At 56.1% G+C, this 14,366-nt stretch carries 13 protein-coding genes and 1 tRNA gene; 2 read left to right on the forward strand and 12 right to left on the reverse strand.

Annotated elements, in window-relative coordinates; translation table 11 throughout:
- Positions 1-52 precede the first annotated feature (52 nt).
- From CBW42_RS06060 to CBW42_RS06115, 12 genes are all read right to left on the reverse strand, one after another.
- Entirely contained in the window at positions 53-502 is a 450-nt protein-coding gene (locus CBW42_RS06060) for a hypothetical protein (protein ID WP_133058272.1), read from the reverse strand.
- A gap of 123 nt (positions 503-625) precedes the next feature.
- Positions 626-2,137, reverse strand: coding sequence for an IMP dehydrogenase (locus CBW42_RS06065; RefSeq protein WP_087018777.1), 1,512 nt, complete (start codon positions 2,135-2,137; stop codon positions 626-628).
- A gap of 302 nt (positions 2,138-2,439) precedes the next feature.
- Entirely contained in the window at positions 2,440-3,849 is a 1,410-nt protein-coding gene (gene cysS, locus CBW42_RS06070; protein ID WP_087018779.1) for a cysteine--tRNA ligase, read from the reverse strand.
- 42 nt (positions 3,850-3,891) lie between these two features.
- The gene (gene pgsA / locus CBW42_RS06075; protein WP_087018781.1) at positions 3,892-4,458 is read right to left on the reverse strand and encodes a CDP-diacylglycerol--glycerol-3-phosphate 3-phosphatidyltransferase; all 567 of its coding nucleotides are present in this window, start codon (positions 4,456-4,458) and stop codon (positions 3,892-3,894) included.
- A gap of 87 nt (positions 4,459-4,545) precedes the next feature.
- Complete coding sequence (gene rimO / locus CBW42_RS06080) at positions 4,546-5,883, reverse strand: 30S ribosomal protein S12 methylthiotransferase RimO (RefSeq protein ID WP_205703616.1); 1,338 nt, start codon at positions 5,881-5,883, stop codon at positions 4,546-4,548.
- Positions 5,884-5,922: 39 nt separating this feature from the next.
- Positions 5,923-6,402, reverse strand: coding sequence for a regulatory protein RecX (locus CBW42_RS06085; protein ID WP_087018783.1), 480 nt, complete (start codon positions 6,400-6,402; stop codon positions 5,923-5,925).
- Entirely contained in the window at positions 6,402-7,604 is a 1,203-nt protein-coding gene (recA, locus tag CBW42_RS06090; protein WP_087018786.1) for a recombinase RecA, read from the reverse strand. The genes CBW42_RS06085 and recA overlap by 1 nt, the downstream gene beginning before the upstream one ends.
- 29 nt (positions 7,605-7,633) lie before the next feature.
- Positions 7,634-8,521, reverse strand: a complete 888-nt coding sequence (gene prmC, locus CBW42_RS06095; protein ID WP_087018789.1) for a peptide chain release factor N(5)-glutamine methyltransferase — start codon at positions 8,519-8,521, stop codon at positions 7,634-7,636.
- Positions 8,518-9,468 carry a DUF1385 domain-containing protein gene (locus CBW42_RS06100; RefSeq protein ID WP_242969813.1) on the reverse strand — a complete coding sequence of 317 codons (951 nt, stop codon included), beginning with the start codon at positions 9,466-9,468 and terminating at the stop codon, positions 8,518-8,520. The genes prmC and CBW42_RS06100 overlap by 4 nt, the downstream gene beginning before the upstream one ends.
- A gap of 3 nt (positions 9,469-9,471) precedes the next feature.
- A complete protein-coding gene (locus CBW42_RS06105) occupies positions 9,472-11,040 on the reverse strand; it encodes a sensor histidine kinase (RefSeq protein ID WP_087018791.1) in 1,569 nt (522 codons plus the stop codon).
- A 17-nt stretch (positions 11,041-11,057) separates the two neighbouring features.
- Positions 11,058-11,744, reverse strand: coding sequence for a response regulator transcription factor (locus CBW42_RS06110; RefSeq protein ID WP_087019756.1), 687 nt, complete (start codon positions 11,742-11,744; stop codon positions 11,058-11,060).
- Between the two features lie 37 nt (positions 11,745-11,781).
- Complete coding sequence (locus CBW42_RS06115; protein WP_087018793.1) at positions 11,782-13,113, reverse strand: hypothetical protein; 1,332 nt, start codon at positions 13,111-13,113, stop codon at positions 11,782-11,784.
- Positions 13,114-13,311: 198 nt separating this feature from the next.
- On the opposite strand from CBW42_RS06115, the gene CBW42_RS06120 reads away from it, so the two are divergent.
- Together CBW42_RS06120 and CBW42_RS06125 are read left to right on the forward strand one after the other, a co-directional pair.
- A tRNA-Leu gene (locus tag CBW42_RS06120) sits at positions 13,312-13,394 on the forward strand.
- A gap of 77 nt (positions 13,395-13,471) precedes the next feature.
- On the forward strand, positions 13,472-14,338 hold the full coding sequence (locus CBW42_RS06125) for a fumarylacetoacetate hydrolase family protein (protein WP_087018795.1): 867 nt from the start codon (positions 13,472-13,474) through the stop codon (positions 14,336-14,338).
- Positions 14,339-14,366: the final 28 nt, after the last annotated feature.

Genomic DNA, 14,366 nt, shown 5'->3' on the forward strand with positions numbered 1-14,366 from the left:
TGCAGTTGATTCTGTGCGTGCGGCAAATGCCGATGCACAATCTTGCCGCATTCTACTCCATTTCCTTCAAAACAGCGTCCCATATACGATACTGCCGCAGGCAGACCATTGCCAAAACGCCGAGCACGGCATCAAATGCCTTCATAAACAGATGCATATGCCGTACATCCAGCATAGATGCATTGTCTGTCAGGATGGCAATGTCATAGTGCAGCTGCACAGTAACTCCCACTGCGAGCAGGACGATGCCCAGCCACAGCAGCGCTGTACACAAATCAAACGGCTTTTTGAGCTGATCCAGCCAGTGGCGCGCATAGCGCATGGTAAAGGCATTGTACCAGCCCTGTTTCTGATGCAGCCCGGCGGCGTATTCTGTGCCAACCGCACAGCACAAAATCCGGTACAGTGCCGCACGCGCCGACCAGATCGCAAGCAGGCTGAACACTGCAAACAACACCAATTCCCAGAACACTTCGGAACGTATGATCTGTAAAAAATCCATGGCCTGTCCTTTCTCAGAATCCGGCGCGGTCAGCGATCCGATTGACGGGCTGCCGACTTCCCCCAAGCGAAAAAAATCCGGCAGATGCGCACATCTGCCGGATTGATTGTATCAAATTTCCGATTACTTGACAACGTTCGCGGAGGAATCCTTGAGCACAACGTCGTGTGCGCCGCCCTCGACAATGGAGGTCGCAGATACCAGCGTGATCTTTGCCTTTTCCTGCAACTCCGGAATGGTCAGCGCGCCGCAGTTGCACATGGTGGAGCGAACCTTAGACAGTGTCATGCCAACATTGTCCTTCAGCGAACCGGCATACGGAACGTAGGAATCAACGCCTTCCTCAAACGACAGCTTCTTATCGCCGCCCATGTCATAGCGCTGCCAGTTTCTCGCACGTGCAGAGCCTTCGCCCCAGTACTCCTTCATGTAGGAGCCGCCGATGACAACGCGGTTCGTCGGGGACTCGTCGAAGCGGGAGAAATAACGGCCGAGCATCAGGAAGTCTGCGCCCATTGCCAGCGCCAGCGTCATGTGGTAGTCATAAACCAGGCCGCCGTCAGAGCAAATCGGGATATAAATGCCGGTCTGTTCATAGTACTCATCTCGGGCAGCAGCAACCTCAATCAGTGCGGTTGCCTGTCCACGGCCAATGCCCTTCTGCTCACGGGTGATGCAGATGGAACCGCCGCCGATGCCGACCTTGATAAAGTCCGCACCGCACTTGGCCAGATACAGGAAGCCCTCGCGGTCAACGACATTGCCCATGCCGACCTTGACGGAATCGCCGTAATTTTCACGGATCCAGTCGAGCGTCAGCTTCTGCCATTCGGTGAAGCCCTCAGAGGAGTCGATGCACAGAACATCTGCGCCCGCCTCGATCAGTGCCGGGACACGCTCTGCGTAGTCGCGGGTATTGATACCTGCGCCGACCATGTAGCGCTTGTGTGCATCCAGCAGTTCGAGTGTATTTTCCTTATGGGAATCGTAGTCCTTGCGGAATACCATGTAAACCAGGTTCTGATTTTCGTCGATAATCGGCAGGGAATTCAGCTTGTGATCCCAAATGATGTTGTTGGCTTCCTTCAGGGAAGTTTCCTTCGGCGCGGTAATCAGCTTTTCAAACGGGGTCATGAACTCGCTGACGCGGGTCGCACGGTCCATGCGGCTGATGCGGTAATCGCGTCCGGTGACAACGCCGAGCAGTTTGCCGTTCGGAGTGCCGTCCTCGGTAACTGCCATGGTGGAATGGCCGGTCTTCTCCTTGAGTGCAAGGACATCCGCCAGTGTCTGCTCCGGCTTGATGTTGGAGTCGCTTACAACAAAGCCCGCCTTGTAGCTCTTGACCTTTGCAACCATCGCTGCTTCGGATTCGATGCTCTGGGAGCCATAGATGAACGACATACCGCCTTCCTTGGCGAGTGCAATCGCCATGGTATCGTTGGATACCGCCTGCATGATAGCGGATACCATCGGGATATTAATGGAGATCGGGCATTCTTCTTCGCCCTTGCGGAATTTAACAATCGGTGTCTTCAGGCTGACATTGGTGGGAATGCATTCTTTCGAGGAATAGCCCGGTACCAGCAGGTACTCGCTGAAGGTACGGGACGGTTCAGAAAAGTAATATGCCATCGTTTTTCGACTCCTTTTCCTAATCTTCAATACTGGATTTTCTTGTAATTAAATTACATTATACTCGCTGGCTGTTCCGATGTAAACAGACTAACTGTCGAAATTTTCGGCAAAACGTCCGCGCTTCATGGTCATTTTTCCGGGTACCTGCTGTGCTTATGCATCTTGTTCCATTTTCATCGATTTTCACGCACGTTTTGGCACTTATTTTTGAATATTTAACCAATTCAGTTATACAATTGTCCTCCATACAAAGACAGCGCCATCCCGAAGGATGGCGCTGCCCAAATACAACTTGCTTGTTATTCCTTATAGCTCCACTGCGTGCCCTGACGGGTATCCTTGATGATAATGCCCTTTTCGTTCAGCAGGTAATCGCGGATGCGGTCAGCCTCTGCGAAATTCTTTGCCTTCTTGGCTGCGGTACGCTGTGCAATCAGATCCTCAATCTCACTGTCAATTGTTTTCTTTTCCAGATGATCGACCAGGCCAAGCACGCCGCACAGCTCCATCATGCGTTCAAAGCATGCCTGAACAAACGCATGGGTGCATGCCGGGTCTTTGACTGCGGTGTTGATCTCACGAACCAGCTCAAAGATTGCCGCAAGTGCATCTGCGGTGTTCAGATCGTCATCCATCGCATCGATGAACTTCTGACGGTACTGGTCAAACGAATCCGCCTTTGCCTGCTCCGCTTCGGTCATCGTGTCGCCGGTCTGATGGTCGAGCAGGAACTGGAGGTTCTCCGCCGCAGTATACAGGCGTGCCAGCGAGTTCTTCGCCATCATCAGCGACTCCTCGGAGTAGTTCAGCGGGCTGCGGTACTGGGCAGACAGCATGAACATGCGGATGGTCTCATAGCCATAGACCTCAGCTGCCTCACGAACCATGAAGAAATTGCCCTTGGACTTGGACATCTTCTCGTTGTCGATGGTCAGGAAGCCGTTGTGCAGCCAGTAGTTGGCAAACGTGCAGCCGTTCGCACACTCGGACTGTGCAATTTCATTCTCATGGTGCGGGAAGATCAGATCCTTGCCGCCGGAGTGAATGTCAATCGTCTTGCCGAGGTACTTATTGACCATGGCAGAGCACTCGATGTGCCAGCCCGGTCTGCCCTGTCCCCACGGGGACTCCCAGCTCGGCTCACCCGGCTTGGCAGCCTTCCAGACAGCGAAGTCCATCGGATCTTCCTTCAGCTCGCCGACGCTGATGCGCGCACCGGCCTGCAATTCATCGAGCGGCTGGTGCGACAGCTTGCCGTATTCCGGGAAGCTCTTGGTGCGGAAATAGACGTCACCGTTCGGTGCGGCATAGGCGTGGCCGTTGTCGACCAGCTTCTTGACGATGTCGATAATCGCATCCATGGTCTCGGTTGCACGCGGATGCACGGTCGCCGGGCGGATACCCAGCCCCTTTGCATCGGTGAAATATTCCTTGATATAACGGTCTGCAATGACATCATAGGTCACGCCTTCGGCATTTGCCTTGTTGATAACCTTGTCATCGATATCGGTAAAATTCTGGACGAACTGAACCTCATAGCCGCGGTACTCAAAGTAGCGGCGCAGGGTATCGAAAATAATAAACGGACGCGCATTGCCGATATGGAAAAAGTTATACACCGTCGGGCCGCAGGAATACATCTTGACCTTTCCCGGCTCAATCGGAACAAATTCTTCCTTTTTGCGTGTCATGGAATTATACAGCTTCATAAAAACGGTCTCCCCTTTGTCTGCCGTTCAGACAGATTTGATTTATTTGGAACGGGTTGCACCCTCCGCAACGATATCCCAGTTGCGGTGCATGTAATCATAGCCGGAATACAGCGTCATCAGCGTCATAACCCAGCCTGCAATGACAACCAGCGCATGTGCCGCGCCGGTCAGATTTCCGCCGGTCACAATGCTGCACAGGAAAATCACAATGACGCCGGCGATCTGGACACAGGTCTTCACCTTGCCCGACCACGCCGCGGCGAGCACGCGGTTTTTTCCCATGGCAACCGTGCGCAGAGAGGTGATAATAAATTCACGCGCGAGGATAATGAAAACCATCCAACCGTACATCAGGCCGCGGTCGACAAAGATCATCATCGCCGCACACACCAGCAGCTTATCCGCCAGCGGGTCGACAAATTTGCCGAAATCAGTCACCTGATTGTATTTGCGCGCGACATAGCCGTCGAGAAAATCGGTGGCACTGCACACGATGAACAGCACCAGTGCAAGGATGTCGAACGTCGTTCCGCCGAGCACCGCGAGCACAAGAAAAATCGGAATCAGCGCAATGCGCGCCAATGTAATTTTATTGGCAAGTGTCATATGTGTTCCTTCCTTACAGAGTATGTTGTGCGGAAACAGGTTCCGCACCGTTTATTATACGTTGTCACCCTTCGGGTGTCAATCGCGTCATTCCATTGTTTCGGTATTTCCGGTCAGATCTGCGCCCTGTGCACCCGTGATACGCACCGGGACAAACTGTCCTTCCTCGACGGAAAAAGCGCTGTCAAACAGCACGCGACCGTCAATATCCGGCGAATCGGCATAGCTTCTGCCATAATACAGACCGGTTTCGCCGTCCCAGCCCTCGCACAGCACTTCGATGAGCTGTCCCTTCATGCGGGCGGCAAAGCGGTCGAGTACATCCGACTGAAGTTCTTCGAGAATCATGCGGCGCTCGTTCTTGGTCTCCTCGTCGATCTGATCCGGCATCTCTGCGGCTTCACTGCCCTCCTCCGGCGAATAACAGAACACACCCGCCCGCTCGATGTTCATCTCGCGCATAAATTCGCACAGCTCCTCAAATTCCTCCTCGGTCTCACCCGGCAGGCCGACAATCAGGCTCGTGCGCAGCACAAGGCCAGGAATGCGCGAGCGCAGCTCGCCAAACAAATCGCGCAGAAATGCACTGTCGCCGCGGCGATGCATCGCTTTCAGAATACGGTTGTTCACATGCTGAATTGGGATGTCAAGATACTTGACAATCTTCGGTTCTGTTGCAATCGTTTCAATCATGTCGTCCGTAATTTCGTCCGGATAGAGATAGTGCAGGCGCACCCAGGTAAAGTCCATGGCACACAGCTCATGCAGCAGGTCGGACAGGCGACGCTCACCGTACAGGTCGGTGCCGTAGCGTGTGATGTCCTGTGCCACGACGATGATTTCACGCACACCGGCTGCTGCCATGGCGCGCGCCTCCTCCAGAATGTCCTCCATCGGGCGCGAACGGAACTTGCCGCGCAGCTTCGGAATCACGCAATAGGCACAGTGGTTGTTGCAGCCTTCCGCAATTTTCAGATAGGCGGAATAGCCCGGCGTAAGCAGGATCCGTCCGCCCTCCATCTCAGCCTCATCGATCTGGCCAAAATTGCGGTATACCGTGCCCGGTGCCTGCATAACTGCGCGCACCGCGTCGACGATGTTGGTATAGCTGCCCGTACCGAGCACCGCATCAATTTCCGGCATCTCCTCGGTAATCTCCTCCGGATAGCGCTGCACCAGACAGCCGGTGACAATCAGCGCCTTGAGCTGCCCGCTCTTTTTCAGCTCTGCGGTCTCCAGAATGGTCTGAATGGCCTCCTGCTTTGCGGATTCGATAAAGCCGCACGTATTGATGACCGCAACATCCGCCTCTGCGACATCATCGACAATGGTAACGCCGGCTTCTGCGAGCTGTGCCAGCATGTGTTCGCTGTCCACAAGATTCTTGGCACAGCCCAGTGAAATCAATCCCAATCGAATTGACATAAGTGTAAATTTCCTCCTCGGTGCGCAGCCCCGCCGCGCTTATTGATCCTCTTCGGCTTCGGTGCGGTATGCCTGCATCGCCGCGCGGATTTGGGAAAAGGTAAACCCGCGCCGCTGCAATGCCGCCATGGCCTTTTCACATTCGCGCCGGTCGGATACATCACCGCGCAGCCGCTTATCCAGCAGCTTCAGCATCGCATCCATCTCCGGCTCAAAATCGCGCAGTGCCTGCGCGATCACATCATCCGGCACGCCGCGCACACGCAGCTCCTGCCGGATGCGCAGCTCACCACACCCCCTGCGCGCATACGAGCGCACCACCAGCTCGGCAAACGCGGCGTCATCCACCGCTCCGAGCACGCGCATGCGCTCTACCGCGTAGCCTGCGGCCTGCTCACAGAACTTCTTTTCCAGCAGCTTTTTCTCCAGCATTGCCGCCGACAGCGGGCGGCGCGCAAGCATCTTTGCCGCGCATTCCGCTGCCTTGCGGTACTGCTCTTCGTCCTGCTGCCCGTCCATTAAATATCGTCCTCGCCGAAGTCATCCGCATCAATGGACACCGCTGCCGAGCGGCGCTGTGCGGGCTTTTCTTCCTCCGGTGCGGACGCGGTTTCTTCCTCTGCATGGGACGCGCCCTCGCTGCGCAGCTGCTTGCGGCGCAGCTCATTGCGCGCGTCACGCTCCTCCTGTGCCTTTTTGCGGCTCTCCTGAATCGCCTGGCGGATTTCCGCCTCCAGATTATCCGCAACCTCCTGATTTTCCGCGAGATATTTCTTCGCGTTGTCGCGGCCCTGGAAGCGCTGCTCACCGATGGTAAACCATGCGCCGCCCTTCTTAATCAGGCCATATTCGACGCCCAGATCGACCAGCTCACCCGTGCGCGAAATACCTTCGCCATACATAATGTCAAACTGCGCCTCACGGAACGGGGGCGCCATCTTATTCTTGACGATTTTCGCGCGCGTATGGCTGCCGATCAGCGTTTCGCCGTCCTTCAGGTGCTCCACGCGGCGCACGTCGATGCGCACCGAAGCATAGAACTTCAGGGCACGGCCACCCGTCGTGACCTCCGGCGAACCATAAATCACGCCGACCTTCTCACGCAGCTGGTTGATAAAGATCGCCACACACTTGGACTTGGAAATGACACCAGCCAGCTTGCGCAGCGCCTGGCTCATCAGGCGCGCATGCAAACCGACAAATGAGTCGCCCATCTCGCCCTCGATTTCGGCACGCGGAACCAGCGCGGCAACCGAGTCGATGACGATGATATCCAACGCACCCGAACGGACAAGCTGTTCCGCAATTTCCAGACCCTGGTCACCGCTGTCCGGCTGAGAGACCAGCAGGCTGTCAACATCGACACCGAGCGCTGCCGCATAGACCGGGTCGAGCGCATGCTCCGCGTCGATGAACGCCGCAATGCCGTCCTTTGCCTGTGCGGATGCAATCGCATGCAGCGCCAGCGTGGTTTTACCGGAGGATTCCGGTCCGTAAATTTCAATGATTCTGCCGCGCGGCAGGCCGCCAATGCCCAGCGCCATATCCAGACCGATGGAACCGGTGGAAATGACCTCCTTATCCAGCGGCTGGGTTTCCTGTCCGAGATACATGACAGCGTTTGCGCCATGCTGTTTTTCAATCTGTGCCAGCGCCTGATCCAGCGCCTTCTTTTTATCCGTCGCTACCACAACCGGTGGCAGCTGTTTTTTCTTTGCCATATATTCTCACTGTCCTCCTGTGAAATCTATTATAAAATCAAAGTGGATGGTGTGTTTTCTCCGTTCTTCGGCGCCGCCGCGCATACAATGCGCGGCACGCCCGCCAGATCACATTGCAGGTGCACACCTGTCCAGCCCGCCGCACGGAACAGCGCCGCGGCCTGTTCGCCCTGCTTCCAGCCGCACTCAGCAAAAAAGCATCCGCCCGGCTTCAACCGAAACGCGGGTCTCTGTGCCATCGCGCGGTAAAAATCCAGCCCATCCTCGCCGCCAAACAGCGCGAGGTGCGGTTCATAGGCATCAACGCTGTGATCCAGCTCGCGCATTTCCTGTGCTGTGATATACGGCGGATTGGTCACGACGAGGTCAAAGTCCCCGTCGATGCTGTCCGGCACAAGTGCATCCGCCTGCACTGCCTGAAAGCGCGGCGCATCCAGCCCATGCAGCGCCGCATTGCCCCGCGTCACTGCAAGTGCGGCTTCCGAGCAGTCAGCAGCGATGACCTGTGCGCGCGGCACCGCGAGCGCAAGTGAGATGCCGATGCAGCCGCTGCCACAGCACAGGTCGAGCACGCGCGGCGCGGGTATGCGCCGTGCCGCCTGCACCGCCGCGTCGCACAGCCATTCGGTATCGCCGCGCGGGATGAGCACACCCGGCGTCACGCGGAACCGATTGCCGTAAAAATCCCATTCTCCGAGCACATAGGCGAGCGGTTCGCCCTGCCTGCGGCGCGCGAGCAGCTGTTCTGCCGCCTGCTCCTCCTCCGCAGAGAGAGGGCGGCGGTTCCAGCCGAAGGTATCACGCGCATCCAGTCCGGCGGCGCGCGCCGTCAGCTCGCGCGCCTCGAGGTCAGATTCCTCCACGCCCATCGCGGTCAGCTGATCCCGCATCTGCCGAAAGCAGTCCCATGCGTTCACCACTTGTCCTCCTGCTTATTTTCCGGGATGACATGCTCGAGCGACACAATGGCGACCTCAATCATGCCGTCGTCCGGCTCAAGCACGGTGATGTGTTGGAGCATCATGCCGGGCCAGCGCAGCGCACGGGAAAGTGCGCCGTCATGCCGTCCGGCAAAACGGTTGACCTCATAGCTCAATCCAATGACCACCGGCAGCAGCACGAGCCGCAGCACAAGCTGTACCACACGGCTGTCCGACGTCACGAGTGAAAACACCAGGATACTGATAATCATCACAACAAACAGGAAACTCGTGCCGCAGCGCGGATGCTCCCGCGGCTGCACGCGCACGTTTTCCGTCGTCAGCGGCAGTCCCTTTTCATAGCAGTAGATGGTCTTGTGCTCCGCGCCGTGATAACGGAATGTACGCTTCATGTCGGGAATGAACGACATCAGCCACATATAGCCGATAAAAATGGCGATACGCACAACGCCCTCCAGCAGGTTGACTGCCAGATGCGGTACGCTGTCCGGCAAAAAGCCCACCAAAAATGCGGGCAGCAGGATAAACAGACCAACTGCCAGCACAACGCCCAGTACAATGGAAAAAACGTACAGCGCGTTTTCCACTGCACCCTCGCCAACCTTGTCAATCAGCCATTTCTCAAAGCCGGACGGCTCCTCCTCGTCCTCTTCTTCGAGGAACTGCGAGGAATATTCAATCGCCCGGAATCCGTCCGCAAGCGACTGCACCATCACGAGAAAGCCACGGATGACCGGCCAGCCTGCCGGAGCAAATTTTTCGCGCAGCGGTGTGGTCTCCTCATCCCGGATGGCGAGTGTGCCATCCATCCTGCGCACGACGGTACAGCTTTTGCGCGGGCCCTTCATCATAATGCCCTCAAGAATCGACTGTCCGCCGATGGTTGTCTTATGCACAACCTCCTGTGAATGCTTGCTGTTCAATGCTTACTCCTTGTTGATCTCTGCGACGATGGTTTCGGTCGGTTCGACGCGCTTGGTATCTGTGTTTGCCAGCGGCAGGGAAATCGTGACCGTCGTTCCCTCGCCATAGGTGCTGGCGATGTTCAGCGTGCCGCCGTGCATGCGGACGATCTCATCCGTAACGGCGAGGCCGATGCCGCTGCCGCGCTGCTTGGAGCTGCCCTTATAGAACTTCTCCTTGACAAACGGCAGTTCGTCTTCCTTGATACCGACACCCCAGTCGCGCACCTCGATGCGCACGGTATAGCTGTCGCGCGACAGCTCAATCTGAATTTTGCCGCCGCTCTTGCCGTACTTCGCTGCGTTATCAATGACATTCAAAAATACCTGCTTGAGGCGGTGACGATCACCGCTGACCGGACACATCTGATCGGGAATGTCATATACCAGCTGGATATCTTCCTTTTCCAGCATATTTTCGTACATATAGACCGCTTCATACAGCTCTGCGCCGACGTCGAACAGCTCGACGTTGAGCTTCATGCGGCCGGATTCCAGCCGTGTGAAGTCCAGCAGCTCCTCGACCATCTGGGTCAGACGGCTGCTCTCCTTCTGAATGATGCGCAGACCCATGATGACCTCCTCCGGGTCGGTCGCACCGCCTGCAATCAGCGTGTCGCTCCAACCGCCGATGGCGGTGAGCGGCGTGCGCAGCTCATGGGAAACGGAGGAAATGAAGTCATTTTTCATGCGCTCGGCACGGCTGATTTCCTCCGACATATGGTTGATGGTGTCACACAGGTCGCCGATTTCATCGTCATAGACCTTGTGCAGGCGCATGCCATAGCGTCCCGCAGCAATCTCCTTGGCAATGATGTTAATTTTCATGACCGGTTCGACAATCGACTTGATGAAATACCGGTTGGAAAGCTCGACGGTCAGCGCGAAAAACAGCCCGACCAGCAGGCAGGCCAGCACGATATAGACAATCTGCCGCTGTACCAGCGCCATGGATGAGATACAGCGCACACAGCCGATCAAATTCTGGTTGGAATCGTACAGCGGCGAGGACGCAGACATAACGCGTTCGCCCGATGTCGTATCCTTGCCCATCCAGACGGTTGTCGTGTTGTTTTCCAGGCACTGCGCCACATCCTCTGTACCCGGCGCGCTGCCGGTCTGCGTAAAGGACGAGGACGATGACAGGATATATCCGCCATACGAAACAATCTGAATTTCCAGCTTGTCCTTATCCTCAAAGCCGGTGACAAACGACTGTCCTGCGGACAAAAACTGCTCATAGCTCGAGTTGAGAAAGCGGTTGAGGAATGCCGCCGACTGCGTCGTTCGCGTGACAAGATTCTGCCGCATGTTGTTGTAATAATAGCTTGCCCCTATCATGGTAATGAAAATCGAGGCAATGGCAAGCGCTGCCGTGATGATCGTCATCGAATTCATCGTCCAGCGCCCCTTGAGGCCGCCGCGCGCATGCTGCACGCGGAATTCACGCGGCCCCTCCTGTTGTTTTTTCCCCTTGAATTCCTGCGAAAGATCGGGCAGCTCCCTGGTATCCGCAGTTACCTTTTTATCCATAGATCAATCCTTCTCGGTCAGTCTTTCCACATGTAGCCAAAGCCGCGTACCGTCGTGATGTGCTTCGGGGAAGCCGGATCATCCTCTACCTTGATGCGCAGACGGCGGATGTTGACATCGACAATCTTCAGCTCGCCGGAATAATTCTTGCCCCAAACCGCGCCGAGCAGTTCCTCGCGGTCCATGGCTCGGCCGCGGTTTTCCAGAAACGTCTTCATCAGTGAAAACTCAACCTGTGTCAAATCGACGCGACGGCCATTCTTTTTGAGCTCACGTGCGCGCATATCCAGACAGAATTCACCGCTCTGAATGGTCTCCGACGAGAAGGAATGCAGACCGAGGCGGCGCACCAATGCGTCGACGCGGGCAGTCAGCTCGACGACGGAAAACGGCTTGGTTACATAGTCATCCGCGCCGGTCATCAGACCGGTGACCTTGTCGGACTCCTGTGTGCGGGCAGTCAGCATGATAATGCCGCCCTCATAGCCCTCTGCGCGCAGCGTACGGCAGACATCATAGCCATCGATACCGGGAAGCATGACATCGAGGATGCAGACTGCCACATCCGTATTGTTGTGAAATTTCTCCAGCGCTTCCTCGCCGCTGCCCGCCTGAATGACTTCATAGCCCGCACGTTTGAGGTTGATTACGACAAAGCTGCGGATATTTTCCTCGTCCTCTAAAACCAATACCTTGCGTGTCATCATAATTCTGTCCGATCTCCTTCATCCCTATATATGGTTATTTCCATTCGCCTTGTACCACGCTGAACGCCTCCACAGCTTCGTCCTCCGATATCTGATAGCTGCTGTCGCTGTGACCGAGCTTTGCGGCAAAACAGGTATCCACCGTCGAGCCGAGCGCAATCAGCCCGCCCGATCCGGCAGCGGCCTCGCGGTCCTCGCCGGTGAACACATAAATGGTCAGCAGCGGGTCATTCAGCTGCCCGGGCTGCATAAATGTTGTCTGGCTGACACCCGCCTCACTGGTGGTGGTCGCCGTGACTGCCCCGCGCCATTCCTTTGGCAAGCGGAACGTCCAGCCCTCCGAAAGGCTGTCATAGGTAGTCAGCATCCGCTGTGTCGCGCCGTTCATGCTGTAGCGGTACCAGTCCACCATCCACAATGTCTGGGTCGCATCGCTGTTCTCGTAACCGGGCATCGGCTGTAGCTGCGGCACCTCAATAATGCCGTCGCCGTCGATATCCTGACTGTAGTACAGCGAAACCGAGCGATACGTGGAGGCATTGGCGGACAGTGCCACATTGCGCAGCCTGGTTTTATCCAGCACGTAGATATCGGTCTGCATGCCGTTGTCATTTTCAAATTTGTTGTCGACAAACACCGCCTGATGGCCGTCCTCATCCAGCTTGCCCTGTGTGATATTGGCGACCGTCTGCACATCCTGTGTCGCATCGGTCTGCGAAAGAAGAATCATTTTGTTGTCGGCATAATCATAGACCTGTGCGGTCTTGCGCCCTGCGTCGTCATAGGTGACGGTAAACAGCTCCTCCGAGCCGTCGCTGTCGAGGTCGCTCATCGTATAGCTGGTATACGTCGCATCGAGCACTTCGGTGAGCTTGCCGTCCTGCACGGCGCATACGGTCATGCCCTGCTTGAGGTCGCCCGACAGCGTCCAGGTCAGCACAATGAGCTTTTCCTTCCGCTTGTCACCCGTGCCCTCATCCTTCTCATGGATCTTGAGGAATGACATCGAACCGAGTGCAGAGCCGGGAGCCTCAATGCTGCCGATGGGACGGTATTCACCGTCCTCGAGTTCAAACGCATACACATAAATTTTTCCGCCCGAGCCTTCGCGCAGGAAGGCAATGGCTTCCTTTTCGCTGTCGCCGTCAATGTCCTCGAACGTGACGGTATTGCGGTATTCACCGCCCTGCGGCGACACATACGTCATCGTGTCACCCATGATCTGTTCCAGCTGTTTTTGCAGCAGCATAAAATTTTCCGACGGCCGGGGTGTTTGCAGCAGGTCATCCCCGCTGGAAATCAGCGAACAGCCCGACAGAAGTGCCGCGCACAACACAACAGCAATACATCTTTTGACTGTTTTCATAATCCTACCCATAAGATGCGGGCTGCATCCGGCGTCACCGCCGAACCCCGCCCGCCGTTGTTTTTGCGTCTGTCCTGACAATTTTCTTTATTGTATCACACTTTACGCAGTTTGAACACCACAGACCGAACAAATTTTCACCCCATGGCCTTGACAACAATTTACTGCATATGCTACCATAACCGTATACTGTTTTACGCGGATATGGCGGAATTGGCAGACGCACTGGATTTAGGTTCCAGCGGGCAACCGTGCAGGTTCAAGTCCTGTTATCCGCACCAGGTCGGAGCAAACCGGGCTTTGCTCCGACTTTTTTCTTTTTTCAGATTCTCACATCGCACGGAAAGGAAGATAACCCATGAAGCTGTACACCTACCGAGCCGCGGATGGCGCGGAGCGCCTTGCCGCGGAACTCCACAACAGACTGTATGATCTCGAACAGTTCGGTCTGCATTATGCCGATATGAACGCACTGATTGCCGACAGCGGGGTCTTCCTGCGCACGCAGCTCGACCCCACAGGCAAGCAGCCGTTGGCAGAGCCGGTGACACTGTGCGCCCCTATCCCGCACCCGCAGCAGGATGTGCTGTGCCTCGGCATCAATTACACCGCACATGCGGAAGAGGCCAGCCGGTTCAACGGCGAGGCATTTGGCGGTGAGCGTCCAAAGGCGATTTATTTCAGCAAGCGCGTGCACACAGCCTCCGGCTACGGCGACCCCATCCCGTCCTATCCAGGTCTCGTCGACAGCCTCGACTATGAGTGTGAGCTGGGTGTTATTCTCGGCAAAGACGCCTTCTGCGTACAGCCGGAGCAGGTCGCAGACTATATTTTCGGTTATACCATCGTCAATGATGTATCTGCACGTAATTTACAGACCGCGCACAAACAGTGGTATTTTGGCAAGAGTCTCGACGGTTTTACGCCATGCGGCCCGTGCATCCTGACAGCGGATGAGGTCCCTTTCCCGCCCGCGCTGGATATCCGCTGCACGGTCAACGGCGAGCTGCGGCAGAACAGCAATACCTCATACCTGATTCACGGTATTGCGGAAATTATTTCCGAGCTGTCGCGCGGCATGACGCTATGCACCGGAACCATCATTGCCACCGGCACCCCATCCGGCGTCGGCATGGGCATGCAGCCACCCCGATTCCTCAAACCGGGCGACTCCGTTGTCTGTGAAATCGAGGGCATCGGTGCCCTGCACAACACCGTGGAGTAATTTCATCTTTTTGCGCACAAAGCCCCGG

The organism is Butyricicoccus porcorum, from assembly GCF_002157465.1.
Classification (GTDB): Bacteria; Bacillota; Clostridia; order Oscillospirales; family Butyricicoccaceae; genus Butyricicoccus_A; species Butyricicoccus_A porcorum.

Excerpts from the sequence above, each read along its gene's own strand:
- CBW42_RS06125 (WP_087018795.1), top strand. The coding sequence starts at position 13,472 with ATGAAGCTGTACACCTACCGAGCCGCGGATGGCGCGGAGCGCCTTGCC.
- rimO (WP_205703616.1), bottom strand. The coding sequence starts at position 5,883 with ATGTCAATTCGATTGGGATTGATTTCACTGGGCTGTGCCAAGAATCTT.
- CBW42_RS06105 (WP_087018791.1), bottom strand. The coding sequence starts at position 11,040 with ATGGATAAAAAGGTAACTGCGGATACCAGGGAGCTGCCCGATCTTTCG.
- CBW42_RS06115 (WP_087018793.1), bottom strand. The coding sequence starts at position 13,113 with ATGAAAACAGTCAAAAGATGTATTGCTGTTGTGTTGTGCGCGGCACTT.
- cysS (WP_087018779.1), bottom strand. The coding sequence starts at position 3,849 with ATGAAGCTGTATAATTCCATGACACGCAAAAAGGAAGAATTTGTTCCG.
- CBW42_RS06060 (WP_133058272.1), bottom strand. The coding sequence starts at position 502 with ATGGATTTTTTACAGATCATACGTTCCGAAGTGTTCTGGGAATTGGTG.
- CBW42_RS06110 (WP_087019756.1), bottom strand. The coding sequence starts at position 11,744 with ATGACACGCAAGGTATTGGTTTTAGAGGACGAGGAAAATATCCGCAGC.
- CBW42_RS06085 (WP_087018783.1), bottom strand. The coding sequence starts at position 6,402 with ATGGACGGGCAGCAGGACGAAGAGCAGTACCGCAAGGCAGCGGAATGC.
- CBW42_RS06065 (WP_087018777.1), bottom strand. The coding sequence starts at position 2,137 with ATGGCATATTACTTTTCTGAACCGTCCCGTACCTTCAGCGAGTACCTG.
- recA (WP_087018786.1), bottom strand. The coding sequence starts at position 7,604 with ATGGCAAAGAAAAAACAGCTGCCACCGGTTGTGGTAGCGACGGATAAA.
- pgsA (WP_087018781.1), bottom strand. The coding sequence starts at position 4,458 with ATGACACTTGCCAATAAAATTACATTGGCGCGCATTGCGCTGATTCCG.